This is a genomic window from Limnohabitans sp. 2KL-17 (genome assembly GCF_003063415.1).
GTDB lineage: Bacteria > Pseudomonadota > Gammaproteobacteria > Burkholderiales > Burkholderiaceae_C > Limnohabitans_A.
Map to the genome: position 1 here is coordinate 117,309 of NZ_NESK01000002.1, position 17,642 is coordinate 134,950.

At 59.4% G+C, this 17,642-nt stretch carries 17 protein-coding genes and 1 pseudogene; 11 read left to right on the forward strand and 7 right to left on the reverse strand.

Annotation, left to right across the window (positions count from 1 at the left end; genetic code table 11):
- Positions 1-67 precede the first annotated feature (67 nt).
- From B9Z45_RS01560 to B9Z45_RS01580, 5 genes are all read left to right on the forward strand, one after another.
- A complete protein-coding gene (locus B9Z45_RS01560) occupies positions 68-667 on the forward strand; it encodes a TRAP transporter small permease subunit (RefSeq protein WP_108405474.1) in 600 nt (199 codons plus the stop codon).
- Entirely contained in the window at positions 667-2,460 is a 1,794-nt protein-coding gene (locus tag B9Z45_RS01565) for a TRAP transporter large permease subunit (protein ID WP_108405475.1), read from the forward strand. The genes B9Z45_RS01560 and B9Z45_RS01565 overlap by 1 nt, the downstream gene beginning before the upstream one ends.
- Positions 2,461-2,612: 152 nt before the next feature.
- A complete protein-coding gene (locus tag B9Z45_RS01570; protein WP_108405476.1) occupies positions 2,613-3,350 on the forward strand; it encodes an ABC transporter permease in 738 nt (245 codons plus the stop codon).
- Positions 3,347-4,072 (forward strand): ATP-binding cassette domain-containing protein, encoded by a 726-nt coding sequence (locus B9Z45_RS01575; protein ID WP_108405477.1) that lies wholly within the window; start codon positions 3,347-3,349, stop codon positions 4,070-4,072. Before B9Z45_RS01570 ends, B9Z45_RS01575 begins: the two co-directional genes overlap by 4 nt.
- Positions 4,069-4,884 carry an extracellular solute-binding protein gene (locus B9Z45_RS01580; RefSeq protein ID WP_108405478.1) on the forward strand — a complete coding sequence of 272 codons (816 nt, stop codon included), beginning with the start codon at positions 4,069-4,071 and terminating at the stop codon, positions 4,882-4,884. The genes B9Z45_RS01575 and B9Z45_RS01580 overlap by 4 nt, the downstream gene beginning before the upstream one ends.
- Before the next feature lie 3 nt (positions 4,885-4,887).
- Here the strand turns inward: B9Z45_RS01580 and B9Z45_RS01585 are convergent, their stop codons facing one another.
- A complete protein-coding gene (locus tag B9Z45_RS01585; protein WP_108405479.1) occupies positions 4,888-6,012 on the reverse strand; it encodes a sigma-54-dependent Fis family transcriptional regulator in 1,125 nt (374 codons plus the stop codon).
- Between the two features lie 153 nt (positions 6,013-6,165).
- Between B9Z45_RS01585 and B9Z45_RS01590 the strand changes: the two genes are divergently transcribed.
- From B9Z45_RS01590 to B9Z45_RS01610, 5 genes are all read left to right on the forward strand, one after another.
- Complete coding sequence (locus B9Z45_RS01590; protein WP_108405480.1) at positions 6,166-6,642, forward strand: 4Fe-4S dicluster domain-containing protein; 477 nt, start codon at positions 6,166-6,168, stop codon at positions 6,640-6,642.
- A gap of 39 nt (positions 6,643-6,681) precedes the next feature.
- Positions 6,682-8,529: an aldehyde ferredoxin oxidoreductase family protein gene (locus B9Z45_RS01595; protein ID WP_108405481.1), complete on the forward strand. Its 1,848-nt coding sequence runs from the start codon at positions 6,682-6,684 to the stop codon at positions 8,527-8,529.
- Between the two features lie 116 nt (positions 8,530-8,645).
- Positions 8,646-9,992: an NAD(P)/FAD-dependent oxidoreductase gene (locus tag B9Z45_RS01600; RefSeq protein ID WP_108405482.1), complete on the forward strand. Its 1,347-nt coding sequence runs from the start codon at positions 8,646-8,648 to the stop codon at positions 9,990-9,992.
- A gap of 15 nt (positions 9,993-10,007) precedes the next feature.
- Positions 10,008-10,262, forward strand: coding sequence for a MoaD/ThiS family protein (locus B9Z45_RS01605; RefSeq protein WP_108405483.1), 255 nt, complete (start codon positions 10,008-10,010; stop codon positions 10,260-10,262).
- A gap of 8 nt (positions 10,263-10,270) precedes the next feature.
- Complete coding sequence (locus tag B9Z45_RS01610; protein ID WP_108405484.1) at positions 10,271-10,570, forward strand: hypothetical protein; 300 nt, start codon at positions 10,271-10,273, stop codon at positions 10,568-10,570.
- 20 nt (positions 10,571-10,590) lie between these two features.
- On the opposite strand, the pseudogene B9Z45_RS01615 reads toward B9Z45_RS01610, so the two are convergent.
- A pseudogene (locus B9Z45_RS01615) lies at positions 10,591-11,417 on the reverse strand (intradiol ring-cleavage dioxygenase).
- Positions 11,418-11,600: 183 nt separating this feature from the next.
- Between B9Z45_RS01615 and B9Z45_RS01620 the strand changes: the two are divergent.
- Positions 11,601-13,301, forward strand: a complete 1,701-nt coding sequence (locus B9Z45_RS01620; RefSeq protein WP_233252038.1) for an FAD-dependent oxidoreductase — start codon at positions 11,601-11,603, stop codon at positions 13,299-13,301.
- A gap of 5 nt (positions 13,302-13,306) precedes the next feature.
- Here B9Z45_RS01620 and crcB read toward each other — a convergent pair whose 3' ends face one another.
- The 5 genes from crcB to B9Z45_RS01645 all read right to left on the reverse strand — a co-directional run bounded on the left by crcB (position 13,307) and on the right by B9Z45_RS01645 (position 17,633).
- Positions 13,307-13,699 carry a fluoride efflux transporter CrcB gene (crcB, locus tag B9Z45_RS01625; RefSeq protein ID WP_108405486.1) on the reverse strand — a complete coding sequence of 131 codons (393 nt, stop codon included), beginning with the start codon at positions 13,697-13,699 and terminating at the stop codon, positions 13,307-13,309.
- 48 nt (positions 13,700-13,747) lie between these two features.
- Positions 13,748-14,758, reverse strand: coding sequence for a recombination-associated protein RdgC (locus tag B9Z45_RS01630; RefSeq protein ID WP_108405487.1), 1,011 nt, complete (start codon positions 14,756-14,758; stop codon positions 13,748-13,750).
- Between the two features lie 79 nt (positions 14,759-14,837).
- Positions 14,838-16,139 carry a TRAP transporter large permease gene (locus tag B9Z45_RS01635; protein ID WP_108405525.1) on the reverse strand — a complete coding sequence of 434 codons (1,302 nt, stop codon included), beginning with the start codon at positions 16,137-16,139 and terminating at the stop codon, positions 14,838-14,840.
- A gap of 5 nt (positions 16,140-16,144) precedes the next feature.
- Positions 16,145-16,654 (reverse strand): TRAP transporter small permease, encoded by a 510-nt coding sequence (locus tag B9Z45_RS01640; protein ID WP_108405488.1) that lies wholly within the window; start codon positions 16,652-16,654, stop codon positions 16,145-16,147.
- 4 nt (positions 16,655-16,658) lie between these two features.
- Positions 16,659-17,633 (reverse strand): TRAP transporter substrate-binding protein, encoded by a 975-nt coding sequence (locus B9Z45_RS01645; RefSeq protein WP_108405489.1) that lies wholly within the window; start codon positions 17,631-17,633, stop codon positions 16,659-16,661.
- Positions 17,634-17,642: the final 9 nt, after the last annotated feature.

Here is a 17,642-nt window from a genome sequence, read left to right on the forward strand (position 1 = left end):
ATTTCAAGCTTTTGGGGTTTAACAGGTCAACGCAGACTTACAATCGCGCAAGTTTTTGGGAGTTCATATGTCTTATTTTTTGAAACTTTCAAGCGGCATTGACCGTTTAAACCAAGCGGTGGGCAAATTCACCACGTGGCTGATTTTGATTGTGACGCTCGTCAGCGCTGGCAACGCCATTGTGCGCAAGGCCTTCAATGTGAGTTCGAACGGTTTGCTGGAGATTCAGTGGTACCTGTTTGCGGCTGTCTTTTTGCTGGGCGCAGGTTACGGGTTGCTGAAAAATTCCCATGTCCGCATTGACTTTATTTCGAGCATGTTGACCGCGCGGACCCGCAATTGGATCGATGTGGGCGGCATTTTTCTGGCCCTGTTTCCATTCTGCATCTTGTGCATTTACCTTTCTTGGCCTTTGTTCATTCAGGCCTACAACACCGGCGAAATGTCTTCCAACGCGGGGGGGCTAATTCGGTGGCCTGTCTATGCATTGGTGCCCATCGGTTTTGCTTTGCTCATGCTCCAAGGGGTGTCCGAGTTGATCAAGCGTCTTTCTTTCTTGATCGGAGCCGGTGAAGATCCCTTGTCATCTGAAAGCACCATGTCGGACGAAGAAAAAGAAATGCTGGAACTTGAGAAAATTGCGCAGCAAGCGCAGGGAGCACGATGATGGAAGCGACTTTTTTGGCACAGAACTTTGTGCCCATCATGTTTGCCGGTTTGTTTGTGCTGCTGCTGACCGGTTTTCCGGTGGCCTTCGCCTTGGCAGCCTGCGGCTTGGGTTTCGGCTTCATCGGCATGGAGGCGGGGCTTTTCCCGCCATCCTTGTTCCAGGCTTTGCCGCTGCGTATTTTCGGCATCATGCAAAACGACACCTTGCTGGCCATCCCGTTTTTTACCTTTATGGGCATCATCTTGCAGAAATCCGGCATGGCCGAAGATTTGCTGGAGACCGTAGGCCAGGTGTTTGGTCCGGTTCGTGGTGGCGTGGCCATTGCGGTGATTTTGGTGGGCGCTTTGTTGGCGGCCACCACGGGTGTGGTTGCGGCTGCGGTGATTTCCATGGGCTTGATCTCCTTGCCCATCATGCTGCGCTACGGTTACAGCCGCGTCATTGCCACGGGTGCCATCACCGCATCGGGCACCCTGGCCCAAGCCATCCCGCCCTCGTTGGTGTTGATTGTTCTGGCCGACCAGTTGGGCCGATCGGTGGGTGACATGTACGCCGGCGCTTTGTTGCCCGGCTTGTTGTTGGTGGGTTTGTATGTGCTGTTCATTGTGGTGGTGGCCATCTTCAAGCCGGCCATGGTGCCCGCCTTGCCACCCGAGGCCCGCATCTACCGTGAACCCAACGGGAAATCGGGTCATGTGTCGCTGTTGTTTCTTTTGATTGTGTGCACGGTGGTCGGTTTTGCATGGGCCTCGTCTCACGATGCCATCATGACCGCTTGGCTTGACCGCACCCAGGAGTCGCCTGGGGACGAGATGGTGATCATGTCCATGACCGTGGCATCACTGGTGGCTTTGGCCTTGGCCATTGTGAACAAGGCCACTCGCATGGGCTTGTTGTCGCGTTTGGCCGAGCAAGTGACCTTTGTGCTGATGCCGCCCCTGATTCTGATATTTTTGGTTTTGGGTACCATCTTTTTGGGCGTTGCGACACCCACAGAGGGTGGCGCCATGGGCGCCCTGGGAGCCTTGATCTTGGCCGTGAGCAGAAAGCGCCTTGACAAAAAATTGATGAATCAAGCGCTGGAAAACACAGCCAAGTTGGCATCTTTTGTGTTGTTCATCCTGATCGGTTCGACCGTGTTCAGTTTCACTTTCAATGCGGCCGATGGCCACATTTGGGTCGAGCATTTGTTCTTGGACATGCCGGGTGGCGCGATCGGTTTCTTGATTGTGGTGAACATACTGATTTTCATCTTGGGGTGTTTCATTGATTTCTTTGAAATCGCCTTCATTGTGATTCCGATCCTGGCGCCAGTGGCCGAAAAAATCTTGCCGGGTTTGGTGCCTGGCATGACGCCAGACCAGGCCATGATCTGGTTTGGGGTGATCATTGCGATGAACCTGCAGACCTCGTTCTTGACGCCGCCTTTTGGTTTCGCGCTGTTTTATTTGCGCAGCGTAGCCCCCAAGAACGACTACAAAGACCGCATCACCGGTGAGAACATCAGCGCGGTCAAGACCTCTGAAATCTACAAGGGCTCGATCGCCTTCATCGTCTTGCAGCTGATCATGGTGGCCGCCGTCATCATTTACCCCAATATGGTCACGGGTGGCATCAAGGAAGGCGTCAAGATCGATTCCGATGCCGCGTTTGAGCAAATGCTAGAGGGCACGGCTGAGGACGGGGACGACGAAGTGAACATGGATGACCTGAAGCCTGCTGCTGATGGGCCAGCGGACCTAGACCCCGCTAAAGCTTTGGAAGCCGAAATGAAAGCGGGCAAAAAATAATCTTTTTGAAGGCCTGATAAAAGCCTGATGAATGCTCTTTGAAAGCCCGGTTCGCCGGGCTTTTTTCATGGATTGGACCTATGCAAAGTGTTTCATAGTGGACAGCCCTCATGCGCTGCACCCCCTTTTTCTCTTAGCATTGGGACCTCTTTATGAACACTTTCACCGACAGCGTCGTGACGGCGCTGAACCTCATTGGATCTTTCGATCCGGCACTCTGGACGGTGGTGCTGCGCTCTTTGGCGGTCAGTGCCACGGCCTGTCTGCTGGCCTATGGCCTGGGCGTCGTGTTGGGTGCCTGGCTGGCGGTGGCCCGGTTTTCTGGCCGGGGTGCCGTGTTGCTGGGGCTGAACACTTTGCTGGCCTTGCCTTCGGTGGTGGTGGGGCTGGTGGTTTATCTGCTGCTCTCGCGCACCGGGCCTTTGGGCTTTCTGGGCTGGCTGTTCAGCTTCAAGGCCATGGTGTTGGCCCAATTCATTTTGGTGGTGCCCGTGGTGACCGCGCTGACCCGGCAGGTGGTCGAAGACGTCGAGCGCCAACACGGTGAGCAATGGGCCTCGCTGGGTGCAGGCCCTTGGTTGCGCGGCATTTTGCTGGCCTGGGACGAACGTCTGGCCCTCATGACGATTGGCGTGGCCGCTTTTGGCCGGGCCATTTCTGAAGTCGGTGCGGTGATGATCGTGGGGGGCAATATCGATGGCTTCACCCGCGTCATGACCACGGCCATTGCGCTGGAAACCAGCAAAGGCGATTTGCCCCTGGCGCTGGGCTTGGGGCTGGTGCTGTTGTCGGTGGTCTTGCTGCTCAATGCGGCGGTAGCCGGTTTGCGCCGCTGGGGCGAAAAACGCCAGGGTAGCAGCGTGGCTTCGCCCAAAGGCTGGGTCGCATGACGGCCCCATCGGTGGTTCAGTTGAACGATGTCTCGGTGCGTCTGGGTCCGGTTTGGGCCCTGAAGGGCGTCGACCTTCGTGTTCAGCCGGGCGAGCGCGTGGCCTTGGTGGGCTCAAATGGCTCAGGCAAGAGCAGCTTGCTGCGCACGGTGCACGGCTTGTTGCCACCTGACCAGGGGCGCATCGAGTGGCACCCCGGTTTGCGCCAAGCCATGCTGTTTCAAAGGCCACACCTGTTGCGCATGTCGGCCTTGAACAACGTGGCGCTGGGCCTTTGGTTGGACCGTGGCCAGGGTTTGAGCTGGGCGCAGGCCAAGGTGCGTGCGGGCGCGGCTTTGCAGCGCGTGGGCTTGAGCGCTGTGACCCGCCAACTCGGGCGTCAGTTGTCGGGTGGACAGCAGCAACGCCTGGCGATGGCCAGGGCCTGGGCGCGTCAGCCCGATGTGTTGTTGTTGGACGAGCCCACCGCCAGCCTGGACCCGCATGCCAAGCGCGAAGTCGAGGCCTTGATGGCCGATTTCGCAGCAGGTCAGGCGCAGCCGCTGACCCTGATCTGGGCCAGCCACAACCTCGGGCAGGTCAAGCGCTTGGCCAGCAGAGTCATCTATCTGGAAGGCGGTCGACTTTTGGCCGACCTGCCCGTGGCCGATTTTTTTAACCCTGCCGAGTTGGCTTTGCACAGCCCAGCAGCGCATGCTTTTGTTCAAGGAGAACTGTCATGACCTTTTGTATTGCCATCACCCGCCGGGTGCTTGTGTGTGCTGTGCTGGCCAGCACCCCGATCTGGGCACAAGCCCAGTCCATCGTGATGTCGTCCACCACCTCCACCGAGCAGTCGGGCCTGTTTGCCCACCTCTTGCCCGCTTTCAAGAAAGCCAGCGGGCTGGACGTGAAAGTGGTGGCGCTGGGCACGGGTCAGGCGCTGGACATGGCGCGCCGTGGCGATGCCGACGTGGTGTTTGTGCACGACCAGGTGGCGGAAGAGAAATTTGTGGCTGACGGCTTTGGCCTCAAGCGCTTGCCCGTCATGTACAACGACTTTGTGCTGATCGGCCCCAAGGCCGACCCGGCAGGCACCAAGGGCAAAGACATCGTGGCGGCTTTGGCCAAGCTGTCTGCCAGCAACACGGCATTTGTCTCGCGGGGGGACAAAAGTGGCACCCATGCGGCGGAATTGCGTTTCTGGAAAATGGCCAACTTAACCGATCAAAAAGGCAGTGGCTATAAGGAGTGCGGCTGCGGCATGGGCCCGGCCTTGAACATCGCTGCGTCTTCGGGGGCCTATGTGATGGCAGACCGAGCCACCTGGCTCAACTTCAAGAACCGCGCCGATTTGGCCATCCTGGTTGAGGGTGATCAGCGGCTGTTCAACCAGTACGGCGTGATGGTGGTCAATCCCGCCAAGCATGCGCACGTCAAACAAGCCGATGCACAGAAGTTTGTCGACTGGATCACCTCGGCCGCTGGCCAGACCACGATTGCCGACTACAAAATCGGTGGTGAGCAGCTGTTCTTTCCAAACGTGAACAAGTAAGGCTCAGTGTCTGGGCTCGCCGAGCTTGCGGTAAACCGTAGCCCGGCTGATGCCCAAGCTTCGGGCGGCTTCGGCCACATTGCCCCGCGCCTGGTTCACGGCTTCACGGATCATGTCGGTCTGCCTGTCCTTCAGGGGTTTGGCGGTTACGTTGGACAGAGCGCCGGTCTTGACGGGGCTCACAGACGCTGAAGTGTTGCCACAGCGCAAGGCTTGGGTTTGCAAGCGCAAGCCTGACCAAAGCGGCAACTCTTGGGTGTTGCCCGAATGGCTGGCGGCGTCGAACAGGTTTTCCCAGGGTGAGGCAAAAACATCGCTGGCGTGCAGCGGCTGGCCGGGGGTCGCAGGGGACAAAGACAGCATTTGCCGGGCGGTGGGGTTGGCGCCCAAGATATGGCCATCGGGGTCCAGCTTCAGCAAGCCATCGCTGTCGTCGCCCGGCTGGTTGCCAGGCCAATTCAGACGCAAGACCAGGGCATGCGCGCTCGACAGTAACCAGCCGTTTTCGATGCTTCGGGCCGAGCGGCGCACCAAATGCTTCAGGGCAGGGCGCTCCGTGGTCTCAATGCCTGTCAGGTCGAGCATGCCCGCGCACAAACCGTCCGGACCAAACACGGGTGCGCCTGCGCAACTGTAGACACTGGTGTCCTGAAAGAAGTGCTCGCCGCGGTGCATCCATACGGGCTGAAGTTCGGCCAGTGCCGCGCTGATGGCGGTGGTGCCCACGGCCTTTTCAGACAAATCTACGCCCACACGGGCAATCACCCCGGCGCGGCGGTCTTGCCGGTTGACTGGGCCATGCACATCCACCACGATGCCCTCGGCATTGGTCAGGATGGCGAAATAGCGGATGTCGGCAATCGCCCGCGCCAACTCGGTCAATACGGGCTGGGCAGCTTGGACCAAAGGGCCGCTGGCCTCCTGCACGCGGCGCATGTGCTGGACCGACACGGCGTCAAAACCCACGGACTTGTCGGGTTGCAAGCCCATGGCCAGGCAGCGCTGCCAGGACTGGGTGATCCAAGGGGAAACGCCAGCGCCTGCGGCAAAAGAGCGCCCCTGAAAAACCAGTTCACGGGCCAGAGCAATCCGTTCAAGGCGGTCGTTGTTGATGGAAGTCAAGGGCATGTCAGGTGTGTATCAAGCTGAGAATTTTTGAAGGAACCCTGACGAACCTAGGGTTAATCCGCATCATATTGCAGGCGCATGCCAACACAATGGCTATGCATTCTGATTCATAAGCGTGGGCTTGAACAGCCCGCCACCTCACAGGAGATCCCCATGCAGAAAGTCCTGCACATCAACCCGGACAAATGTACCGGCTGCTTGCAGTGCGAAATGGCCTGTTCTTTTGAGAACTACGGCACATACGCCACCTCCAAATCACGCATCAAGGTCTTTGACTTCCACCACACCGGTAAAAAGGTGCCTTACACCTGCACCCAGTGCGATGAAGCCTGGTGCCTGCATGCCTGCCCTGTGGAAGCCATTACCGTGGACAAAGCCACGGGTGCGAAAGTGGTCAACGAGTCGACCTGCGTCGGGTGCAAGGTCTGCACCATCGCCTGCCCATTCGGCACCGTGAACTATGTGCAAGAGACCGGCAAAGTCCAAAAGTGCGACCTGTGCGGTGGCGATCCGGCTTGCGTCGAGGCTTGCCCCACCGGCGCCATCACCTTTGTCGACGCCAACTGGACCGGCATCGACAAAATGAAGCAGTGGGCCGACAAGTTGGGCAATCAGCCTTCAGCCTCTTAATTTAGCCGCTTAAATCAAGCACCTGCAAGGAGCATCAACATGTCTTGGGCTGGAAAAATTCTCCGCGTCAACCTGACCGCGGGCACCGTCAAATCCGAACCGCTGAACATGGCGTGGGCACGTGCCTACATCGGCTCTCGCGGCCTGGGCAGTAAATACCTGATCAACGAAGTCGACCCCAAAGTCGACCCGCTGTCGGCCGATAACAAGCTGATCTGGGCCACTGGCCCCTTGACCGGCACCATGGCCTCCACAGGCGGCCGCTACACCGTCATCACCAAAGGCCCTCTCACGGGTGCCATTGCCTGCTCCAACTCGGGCGGCTACTGGGGTGCCGAGCTGAAAATGGCCGGTTGGGACATGATCATCTTTGAAGGTGCATCGGCCACGCCGGTGTACCTCTACATCAATGACGATGTGGCTGAGCTGCGCGATGCCTCGCACTTGTGGGGTCAAAGCGTCTGGAAGACCGAAGAAGTCCTCAAATCCAGCCTGCAAGACCCGCTGCTGCGTGTCTCGAGCATTGGCAAGGCCGGTGAAAACAAGGTCTTGTTCGCCGCCGTGGTGAACGACCTGCACCGTGCGGCAGGCCGCTCGGGTGTGGGCGCGGTCATGGGCAGCAAAAACCTGAAAGCCATTGCCGTGCGCGGCACCAAGGGCGTGGGCAATATCCGCGACCCCAAGGCCTTCATGAAGGTGACCTTCGAGAAGAAGAAAATCCTCGCCGAAAACGCTGTCACTGGTCAAGGCCTGCCGGCTTACGGCACCCAGGTGCTGATGAACGTGATCAATGAGATGGGCGCCTTGCCCACCCGCAACCACCGCGACGTGCAGTTCGAAGGTGCCAAGGACATTTCAGCCGAAGCCATGGTCACGCCCCGTGAAACCGACGGCAAAAAGCACCTGGTCACCAACCAGGCTTGCTTTGGTTGCACCATTGCTTGCGGCCGCATCAGCCGCATGGACGAAGGCCACTTCACTGTGCAAAACAAACCGCAATACTGGGGTGCCAATGGCGGCCTGGAATACGAAGCGGCCTGGGCACTGGGTGCTGCCAACGGTGTGAAAGACCTGGAAGCCCTGCAGTACGCCAACTTGCTGTGCAACGAAGAGGGCTTTGACCCGATCAGCTTTGGTGCCACCGTGGGCGCGGTCATGGAACTCTATGAAATGGGTGTGCTGACCAAAGAGCAACTGGGCATTGACGCCATGTTCGGCTCTGCCGAGGCGCTTGCCCACTTTGCTGAAATCACCGCCAGGGGCGAAGGTTTTGGTATCGAAATCGGCCAAGGCTCCAAGCGCCTGACCGCCAAGTACGGCCACCCCGATTTGTCGATGAGCGTCAAGGGCCAGGAATTCCCGGCCTACGACGGGCGCTCGATCCAGGGCATTGGCTTGGCCTACGCCACCAGCAACCGCGGTGCCTGCCACCTGCGCGGTTACACCATCGCGTCTGAAGTGCTGGGCATACCGGTCAAGACCGATCCGCTTGAGCACGAAGGCAAACCCGAACTGGTCAAGGCATTCCAAGACGCCACGGCCGCGTTTGACTCCTCGGGCCTGTGCGTGTTCACCACCTTTGCGTGGGGTGTGGCCGATCTGGCACCGCAGTTGCAAGCAGCCTGTGACGACGAATACACCACTGAAGAGCTGGAAAAAATCGGCGAACGCATCTGGAACATGGAGCGTGAGTTCAACAATGCTGCCGGCTTCACCAAGGCCGACGATAGCCTGCCCAAGCGCCTCTTGACTGAAGCCGCCAAAACCGGCCCCTCAAAAGGCAAAGTGAGCATGTTGCCCGAGATGCTGCCCAAGTACTACGCTGCCCGCGGCTGGGACACAGAGGGCCGCCCAACGGCCGAGACCAAGGCCCGTTTGGGGCTTTGAGTTGCATGCCTCCGACTTTGCGGCCAAGCACTTTGGCGGGGCTGCAAGGTTTGAGGCTTGATGAACACCTGTGCAGCGGCCTTTTTGGGCCGCTGCCTGCATTTGGAGAGTGAACCATGCACCACGTCATTTTGGGCGCAGGCCCTGCCGGCGTCATTGCCGCCGAGACCCTGCGCAAACACGCACCTGCTGACACCATTACCCTGGTGGGTGACGAGCCCGATGCGCCTTACTCGCGCATGGCCATTCCCTACCTGCTGATTGGCAACATCGACGAGCGTGGCACCTATCTGCGCAAGAGCGCCTCGCACTTCGATGACCTGCGCATCACCCAGGTCAAGGCCAAAGTGACACGGGTGGATGCAGCGGGTAAAAAGGTGCAACTGGACAACGGCCAGTCGCTCAGTTTTGACAAGCTCTTGATCGCCACGGGCTCGCACCCAGTGCGCCCCCCGATTGCGGGCATGGACCTGCCCGGCGTGCACCCTTGCTGGACGCTGGAAGATGCCCGTGCCATCCAGGCGCTGGCCAAGCCAGGCGCCAGGGTGTTACAAATGGGCGCAGGCTTCATTGGCTGCATCATCATGGAATCACTGGCAGCACGCGGCGTCAAACTCAGCGTGGTCGAGATGGGCGACCGCATGGTGCCCCGCATGATGGGCCCGGTAGCGGGCGGCATGATCCGTGACTGGTGCGAAGCCAAAGGCGTGCAGGTGTTCACTGGCACCAAGGTCGAAGCCATCACCTCGGACAGCGCTGGCGCTGAAAAAGGCTTGTTCGGCAAACTGGCAGCTGCTGTGGGCTTGTCTTCAGACGATGCTGGCGGGGCCCTGCAGGTGCGTTTGTCCAACGGCCAGACCGTGGCGGCCGATCTGGTGATCAGCGCCACCGGGGTGCGACCTGCGATTGGCTTTTTAAAGGACAGCGGCATCACCTGTTTGCAAGGCGTCTTGACCGACGAGCATCTGCAAACCAATGTGCCCGGCATTTACGCGGCAGGCGACTGCGCCGAAGCCTTTGACCTGGTCAGTGGCAAAACAATTGTCAGCGCCATTCAGCCCAATGCGGCCGAGCAGGCGCGGGTGGCAGCACTCAACATGCTGGGCCAAAAGACCGAGCTCAAAGGTGTCACGCAAATCAACGTGCTCGATACCTTGGGCTTGATCTCCACCAGTTTTGGCAACTGGGAGGGCGTGTCGGGTGGGCAATCAGCGGTGCTGACCGACAAGGCCGCTGGGCGCCACCTGAGCTTGCAGTTCAAGGACGATGTGATGGTGGGCTGCAACAGCGTGGGCTGGACCGAGCATGTGGGGGTGATGCGCGGCCTGGTCGAAGGCCAGGTGCATCTGGGCGACTGGAAAGACCGTTTGATGCACGACCCCACCAAGCTCATGGACGCCTACCTGGACTGTGCCCAGGGTCAGGGGCGCTGGAGCGGCGCTGCTGATGCGCGCCGCCGATGAAGTGACAATCGCTGCATGAACATCACCTTCAAACTGTTTGCCACGCTGACCGATTATTTGCCTGTCGAGGCCCGGCGCAGCAATCAGATCAGCCTCGATGTGGCGGCTGACGCCAGCATCAACCAGATCATTGAGCCCTTCGGCATGCCGCCCAAGCTGGTGCATCTGGTGCTGGTCAATGGCAAATACATCGCCCCCGAAGATCGGGGTACCACCACCTTGGTCGATGGCGATGTGCTGGCCATCTGGCCACCCGTGGCTGGGGGCTGACCGCACCCATGCAGTCCAGTTACGCCGAGCAATTCCAGCGCGACATGGGCTGCACCGAGGCCGAGTGGCTCGGCTGGTTGCCCGCGGCCATGGGGGACAGCGCATGGCAGCGGTCGCAGGCCACGGCCGAGGCCACCATCGGCGCAGGCAAATTGAGTTTGTACTGGCAGGTCATGCCCCCCCGTGTGATTGCGCTCATGCGCATGCCGGTGCTGCGGGTGAACTTCGCGTTTCAGGGCTTGGACGCCGATGCGCGTTACACCTTCATGAAACGTTTCGATTTGTACATGCAGCGCGGCGGTGGCTGAACCCCAGCGGGTCGGGCGCTTCAGACCGGATTGAGCACAAAGTCAAAATCAAGTTGGTAACTGCCATCGGCTTGCTCAAGCAATCGATGACCAGCGATTCGCGCACGCCAAACACCGCGTCCGTTTCCAAGTAAGGGTCGTTTTTGCGAAAGACGTGGGTGATCAGGGTTTCATAGCCTGGGGCATCGATCTTGAAATGCAAATGTGCGGGGCGCCATGGGTGCCTGGCGGTGGCCTCCAGCAATTGCCCAACAGGCCCATCGTGAGGGATGGGGTAGGGCATGGCCAGGATGGATTTGAAGTGAAAGCGCCCCTGCGCATCCGCTGTCAGTTTGCCCCGGGCCTGGTGCTGCGTCCTGTCGGCGTATTGCACGTCGTAAAGGCCTTTCTCATCGGATTGCCAAACCTCGATGCTTGCATGGGCCACAGCTTCGCCCTGCACACCTTTTATGCTGCCTTGAACTTGGCAGGGATGACCCTGGGCCCCGTTAGCAACATCGCCGCCCAGGGCGTAATGAGGTGCGTTGTCGACATGGAAGGGCCCGAGCACCGTGGCCTGGGTGCACCCCTCAGGTTTTTCGTTGTTCATGACCACCGTCAACATGGACAGGCCCAACACATCTGACAACAAAATGAACTCTTGTCGTTGCGAGTTGGTGATGTGACCGGTGCGGGTCAGGAATTCGATGCCCTTGAGCCATTCAGCCTCGGTCAGTTTCACCTCACGCGCAAACTGGTGCAGGTGCTGTACCAGACTGAGCATGATCTCTTTGAGCCGGGGATCCGGGGTATTGGCCAGGCGTTCGATCACCGATTCGGTGATGTGGTTCATGTTCATGTTTTCCATGGCGAGGCGTTTTCTGTGAAATGGGGTCACTCAAAGGGTGTCTCGGGACTGACGCTCGAAGCTCGGGCGCTGCCTGATAGTCATTATGATGAATTGAACGCAATGGCCCTTGGGCTTCGCGATCGGGCCGCTCGATCGGGACGACAAGTTCGGTGATCGTGCAACCCAGGATGAAAAAAACCGATGAACATGCCTTTGAAAGATGCCAAGCAAGGCTTCGCCTACGCGGCAGACCCGATGGTGGTGGATGTACTCATTGCCGGTGGTGGCCCCTTTGGTTTGATGCTGGCCATTGAGCTGGGGCGCCGTGGGGTGCGGACATTGTTGGTGGACCCCAAACCAGGCACCGCGTTCAACCCCCAGGCCAATGCCACGCAGGCCCGCACCATGGAGCATTACCGCCGTCTGGGTTTTGCCAACGAGATCCGGGCGCAGGGCTTGCCTGCCGATCACCCCACCGACATCGCTTATTTCACCCGCTTCACCGGCCATGAGCTGGCGCGGTTGCCTTTGCCCACGGCGACGCAAGCCAAGCAAGCCATCAAAAACCTGCAAGGCTCCTGGAGTGCGGCCGAGTTGCCGCACAGGGTCTCGCAAAAGTTCGTTGAAAAAACTTTGCTCAAGCATGCCGGGGCTTGCGCGACCAATGACCTGCGCTTTGGCTGGACGCTGGACCGTTTTGCCCAGAACGACCAGGGTGTCGATGCCTTAATTTCACCGGTACCGGGCGGGCAAGCCGTGTCTGTCCAGGCCCGTTACCTGGTGGGCGCTGACGGTGCGCGCAGTGCGGTGCGCCACCATCTTGGCATTGCCTGGGGCGGCAGCACAGGAGCCAAACGGGATTTCATGGGCGGCAAGATGTTTGCTGTGTATTTGCGGGCGCCTGATTTCGACAAAGTCTTTCCACACGGCAAGGCCTGGATGTACGTGACGGTCAACGCTCAGCGCCGGGCTTTTATGGCTTCGGTGGATGGTGGCAGCGAGTTTGCCTTTCATGCGGCGGTGCACGAGGGCGAAGATGCCGATGCCTGGACTGCCCAAGACGCCCAGCGCATCTTCAACCAGGCCATGGGTCATGAAATCCCCATCGAGGTCTTGTCGGTCGGCACCTGGATGGCGGGCCATGCCCTGGTGGCCGAGTCATTCCAGCAGGGACGCGTGTTCATTGGCGGGGATGCGGCACACCTGTTCACGCCCACCGGTGGTCTGGGCTACAACACGGCGGTGGAGGATGCGGTCAACCTGGGCTGGAAGCTGGCCAGCGTGGTCAAAGGCATTGCACCCCCGCGTTTGCTGGACAGTTATGCCCTGGAGCGCATGCCGTTGGCGCACCGCAACACCGGCTATGCAAGGCAATTTGCCGATTCTGTGGGTTTGTTTGTGGCCACGCCCGAGTTGGAAGCCGCCGATGCCTTGGGCGAGAAGGCGCGGCAAGAGGCGTCTGTGCACCTGAATGGCCATGTGCGTCTGGAGTTCAACATCCCCGGAGTGACCTTTGGTGGGCGTTACGACGCCTCTCCGATCGTGGTGGCCGATGGCAGCACCCCGCCAAGCGATGCGGCCAACAGTTACCAACCCAGCGCCTGCCCTGGCGGGCGTCCACCGCACGCCTGGCTGGCCGATGGTCGCTCGCTTTATGACACGTTTCACAGCGAGTGGACCTTGCTGCAACTGGGCCCTCAGTCACCGGATGCTGGCGCTTTTGAGTTGGCCGCCCAGGCTTTGGGAATGGACCTGAAACGGGTGCAGCACAGTGCCAGTGAGTTGCTCGACTTGTACGAAGCGCCCTGGGTGCTGATTCGGCCCGATCAGGTGGTGGCTTGGCGTGGGCAAGATGACCAGCAGGCCTTGCAGGTGCTGGAGCAAGCCATGGGCATGGCCTGAAAAGCTCAGCTGCGGGTGGCCCAAAGTGCTGCAGTTTGCAAACCCAGTACCGTCAGGGCGAGTGAACCAAACAGGTGCAGCGAAGCGGTGCCGACCGCGAGCATAAAACGGCCTTGTTGCAGCATGCTGACCACCTCGGCTGAAAAACTGGAGAAGGTGGTCAGTGCCCCCAGAAAGCCTGTCACCGAAGCCAGCCGCCAGACCGGGTCCAGTTCAGGCATTTGCTGGAACACCCCGACGCACACACCGACCAGGTAACCGCCGATCAGGTTGGCCGCCAACGTGCCCCAAGGCAGCAGGCCACTGCTGACGGAGCCAGGGTTGAGCCAAATGCCCAATTGCCAGCGCGACAACGCGCCCACGCAAGCGCCAATGCAAATCGCGATCACAGTGAGCATGGGGTGGGTCCTTTCGGCTGGGGCTTACGGGTATTTGAACACCGGGTTTTAAAACGGTGGGTCTTCGTCATCCATCCCCGCTGCCGCTGTTGCGACGGTTGAATTGAGCACTGTGCGCAAGGGGTTTGGAAGGGCTTGGTCAGCCGCAGCGGCCCCCAGTTCCATCTCGCCGCCCAAGGCCTCGATCAGGCTGTCCATCAATGGCCCCAGCAAGCCGGTGGACAAAGCCACGTCGGCATCAAAACGGTCTTCTTTTTTGTCGGTGCCCGACTCGTCCATCACGCCGTCAAGAAACTGCAGCTTTTTCAGTTGCAAAGTCTCTGTCAGCACAAAAGCCACACGGCCGTCCCAGCTCAGCGCGAGTTGGGTCGGCAGCTTGCCTTCGAGCACGTGTTTTCGCACATCGTCGTTGGCCAGGTGGTGGCGGGTAAAGCGCACGCTGGCCGCGTCTTCGCCGGTGGACTTGAGCACGGTTTCGCGCTCCACCGTCAAGTCGGCAGGCCATTCGTCGGCTGTGGGTGCCAAAAGCCATTGGGTCATGGCCGATTGTGGCGAGGTCACGGTCTGGATCAGCGAAACCGACAGACCACCCATCACGTTCATCAGCGCCGACATGACTTCGTCGGCCTTGCCCTGGCTGCCTGCGTTCAAAACCAGCCTGCGGTTCTCCAGGTCCATCCAGACAAGCACGGTCGACTGGCGTTCAAAAGCTTGCGGCAGCAGCGACAGCAGCACATCGTCCATCAGGTCGCGTTTTTCTTTCTTGCCGGGTTTGCGGCCCGTCGCGGCTTCGATCTCGGCGATGCGTTCATCGGCCTTGCGCCGCACCACATTGCCCGGCACGGCTTTGGACTCGATCATCAGTTTCAGGATCCACTGACCCGCCACCGACTCCACCAAAGGGCCATGCGGCTCACCCCGCGGCGGCACCCAGCCGACGGACTTTTCTTGGCTGGCGCCACAAGGCACAAATTCCACCGGCATCAGCGCCGTCTGCACATCGGCCAAAGTGGGCGCAAAGCCCTCGCCGATGCGGTAAACCATCACATTTTTGAACACAGCATTCCTTATCGCCCCAAATGAACAACCCGTCCTTTGGGGACGGGTTGAATCATAGAGGATGCAGCGCCGCAGAAAATCAGAGTTTCATCTGGTTGGGCAGCCACGTCACGATGCCGGGGACAAAATAAATCAGCAAAACAGCCCCCACCATCAATGCAAACATGGGCATGGACACGCGGGCGATGTAGGGCAGTTGCTTGCCCGTCATGCCCTGCAGCACAAACAGGTTGAAGCCTACCGGTGGGGTGATCTGGGCCATTTCAACCACAAACACGATGAAGATGCCAAACCAAACTGGGTCAATGCCTGCTTTTTGCACCGTGGGCATCAAGACGCCCATGGTCAGCACCACCATCGAGATGCCGTCCAAAAAGCAACCCAGGATGATGAAAAACACCATCAAGGCCATGATCAAGGCAAAGGGGCTGAGCCCCAGGCCGCCGATCCATTCCGCCAGATGACGGGGCAGGCCGATGTAGCCCATGGACAAAGTCAAAAACGCGGCCCCCGCCAGAATCATCGCAATCATGCAATACAGCCGCGTGGCGCCCATCAGGGCTTCCTTAAACACCGACCAGCTCATGGAGCCCTGCAAGGCAGACAAGACCAGTGCACCCACCACACCCACGGCAGCCGCTTCGGTGGCGGTTGCAAAGCCGGTGTAGATCGAGCGGAGCACGGCCGCAATCAGCAAGACCACCGGGATCAGGCTGCTGGAAGCTTGCAGCTTCTCCATAAAGGTCATGGGGGCGTCGCGTGGGGGGATCTGGTCCGGGTGGCGCAGCGACCAGTAAATGATGTAACCCGAAAAAAGACCCGCCAGCAGCAAGCCTGGCAAGACCCCGGCGATGAACAGTTGCGCGATCGACACATCGGCAGCCACGCCGTACACGATCATGATGATCGACGGTGGAATCAGCAGCCCCAAAGTCCCCGAGCCCGACAGGGTGCCGATCACCATGTCTTCAGGGTAGCCCCGCCTTTGCAGCTCGGGCAGCGTCATCTTGCCAATGGTGGCGCAGGTGGCCGCGCTTGAGCCGGAGACGGCCGCAAAAATGGCGCAGCCCACCACGTTGGTGTGTAACAAGCGACCCGGCAGGGCCTGCATCCAGGGGGCCAGGCCCTTGAACATGTCCTGACTCAGGCGGGTGCGAAACAGGATTTCACCCATCCAGATGAAGAGTGGCAGGGCCGTTAGTGTCCAGCTGGAGGACGAGCCCCAGATGGTCACCGCCATCGCATCCCCCGCAGGCCGGGCAGAAAACACTTGCATGCCCACCCAGGCCACGCCAGACAGCGCCAGGCCGATCCACACCCCACTGCCCAAAATCAAAAACAGTGTCAGGACCAGCAGTCCCGTGATCATCAAATCATTCATGGCGATCATTCGTTGCGCAGCATCTCGCCGCTTGCAGGGATGGCGCGTTGCCCGAGGATTTCGAGGACAAGTTCATCCACAAAGGCCAAGGCAAAAATCACGGTGCCAAAGGCCATGGCCAATTGCGGCAACCACAAAGGCGTCGCGTCATTGCCAGTTGAAATGTCGTGAAACTCGATGGATTGCCACACCAGGCGACAACTGTAAAAAGCAAACAGCAAGGCCAGCAGGCTGGCCAGCACCAGGCTGAAAATTTCAAGGCCCCGGCGTGACCGGCCCTTGAACATGCCCAGTACCAGAGTGACGCGGATGTGCTCGCCGCGCTTCAAGGTGTGGGCCAGGGCCAGAAAGCCTGCCCCAGCCATCAGGTAACCGGCATAAGCATCGGTGCCGGGCACATGAAAGTGCAATTGCCTACTCAAAATGGACAGCAGCACCATGAACAGCATGCCGCACATGCAAAGTGCCGCCAGGGCGGCGGCACTTTCATAGACGGCATTGAGCAGTCGTCGCATCGGTTCAGCGGTTGAACGCGTCAACGATGGATTTACCCTCTGCACCCGACTTTTCCAGCCACTCCTTCATGATGGTGTCTCCGACTTTCTTCATGTCGGCTTTGAGCTGCGCAGAAGGCGGTGCCACGGTCATGCCATTGGCCTTGAGTGTCTCGAGGGTGGTGGTGTTCACTTTGCGCGACTCGGTCCAGCCGCGGGTTTCGGCCTCGGCTGCAGCTTTCAGCAGCGCGTCCTGCGTGGGTTTGTCCAGCGCATCAAAGGCTTTCTTGTTGGCGATCACCGCATTTTTGGGCAACCAGGCTTGCACATCGTAGTAATACTTGAGGTGCTCAAACAGTTTGCTGTCTACGCCGGTGGCACCCGATGTCATGGTGGATTCGACCACGCCTGTGGCCAGGGCTTGCGAGAATTCAGCCGCTTGAACGGTGACGGGTTGTGCGCCCACCAGTTCAGCGATTTTGGCGGTGGTCGGGCTGTACGCGCGCCACTTGATGCCTTTCAGGTCGGCCACGCTGTTGATGGGTTTTTTGCTGTAAATGCCCTGCGGTGGCCAAGCGACCGAGTACAACAACATCATGCCCTGCTCACCCAGTTTTTTCTCGAGCAGCGGTTTTTGGGCCTTGTAGAGTTTCATGGACTCGTCGTAGCTGTCGGCCAAAAACGGCAAGCCGTCTGCGCCAAAGGGCTGCCATTCATTCTGGAAGTTGACCAGCAAAATTTCGCCCAATTGGGCCTGGCCGCCTTGAACCGCGCGTTTGATTTCGGGCGCTTTGAAGAGTGATGCGTTGGCATGCACGGTTATCTTGAGTTTGCCGCCTGTGGCTTTGTCAACATCGGCCGCAAATTGCGTCATGTTGACCGTGTGGAAATTGGTGGCGGGGTAGGCAGCGGGCAGGTCCCATTTGGTCTGGGCAGCAGCCAGGCCAGAAACTGCAAGCAAACCAGCCAGCAGGCTGAGGTGGAGGGCGCGACGTTGCATGAAAACTCC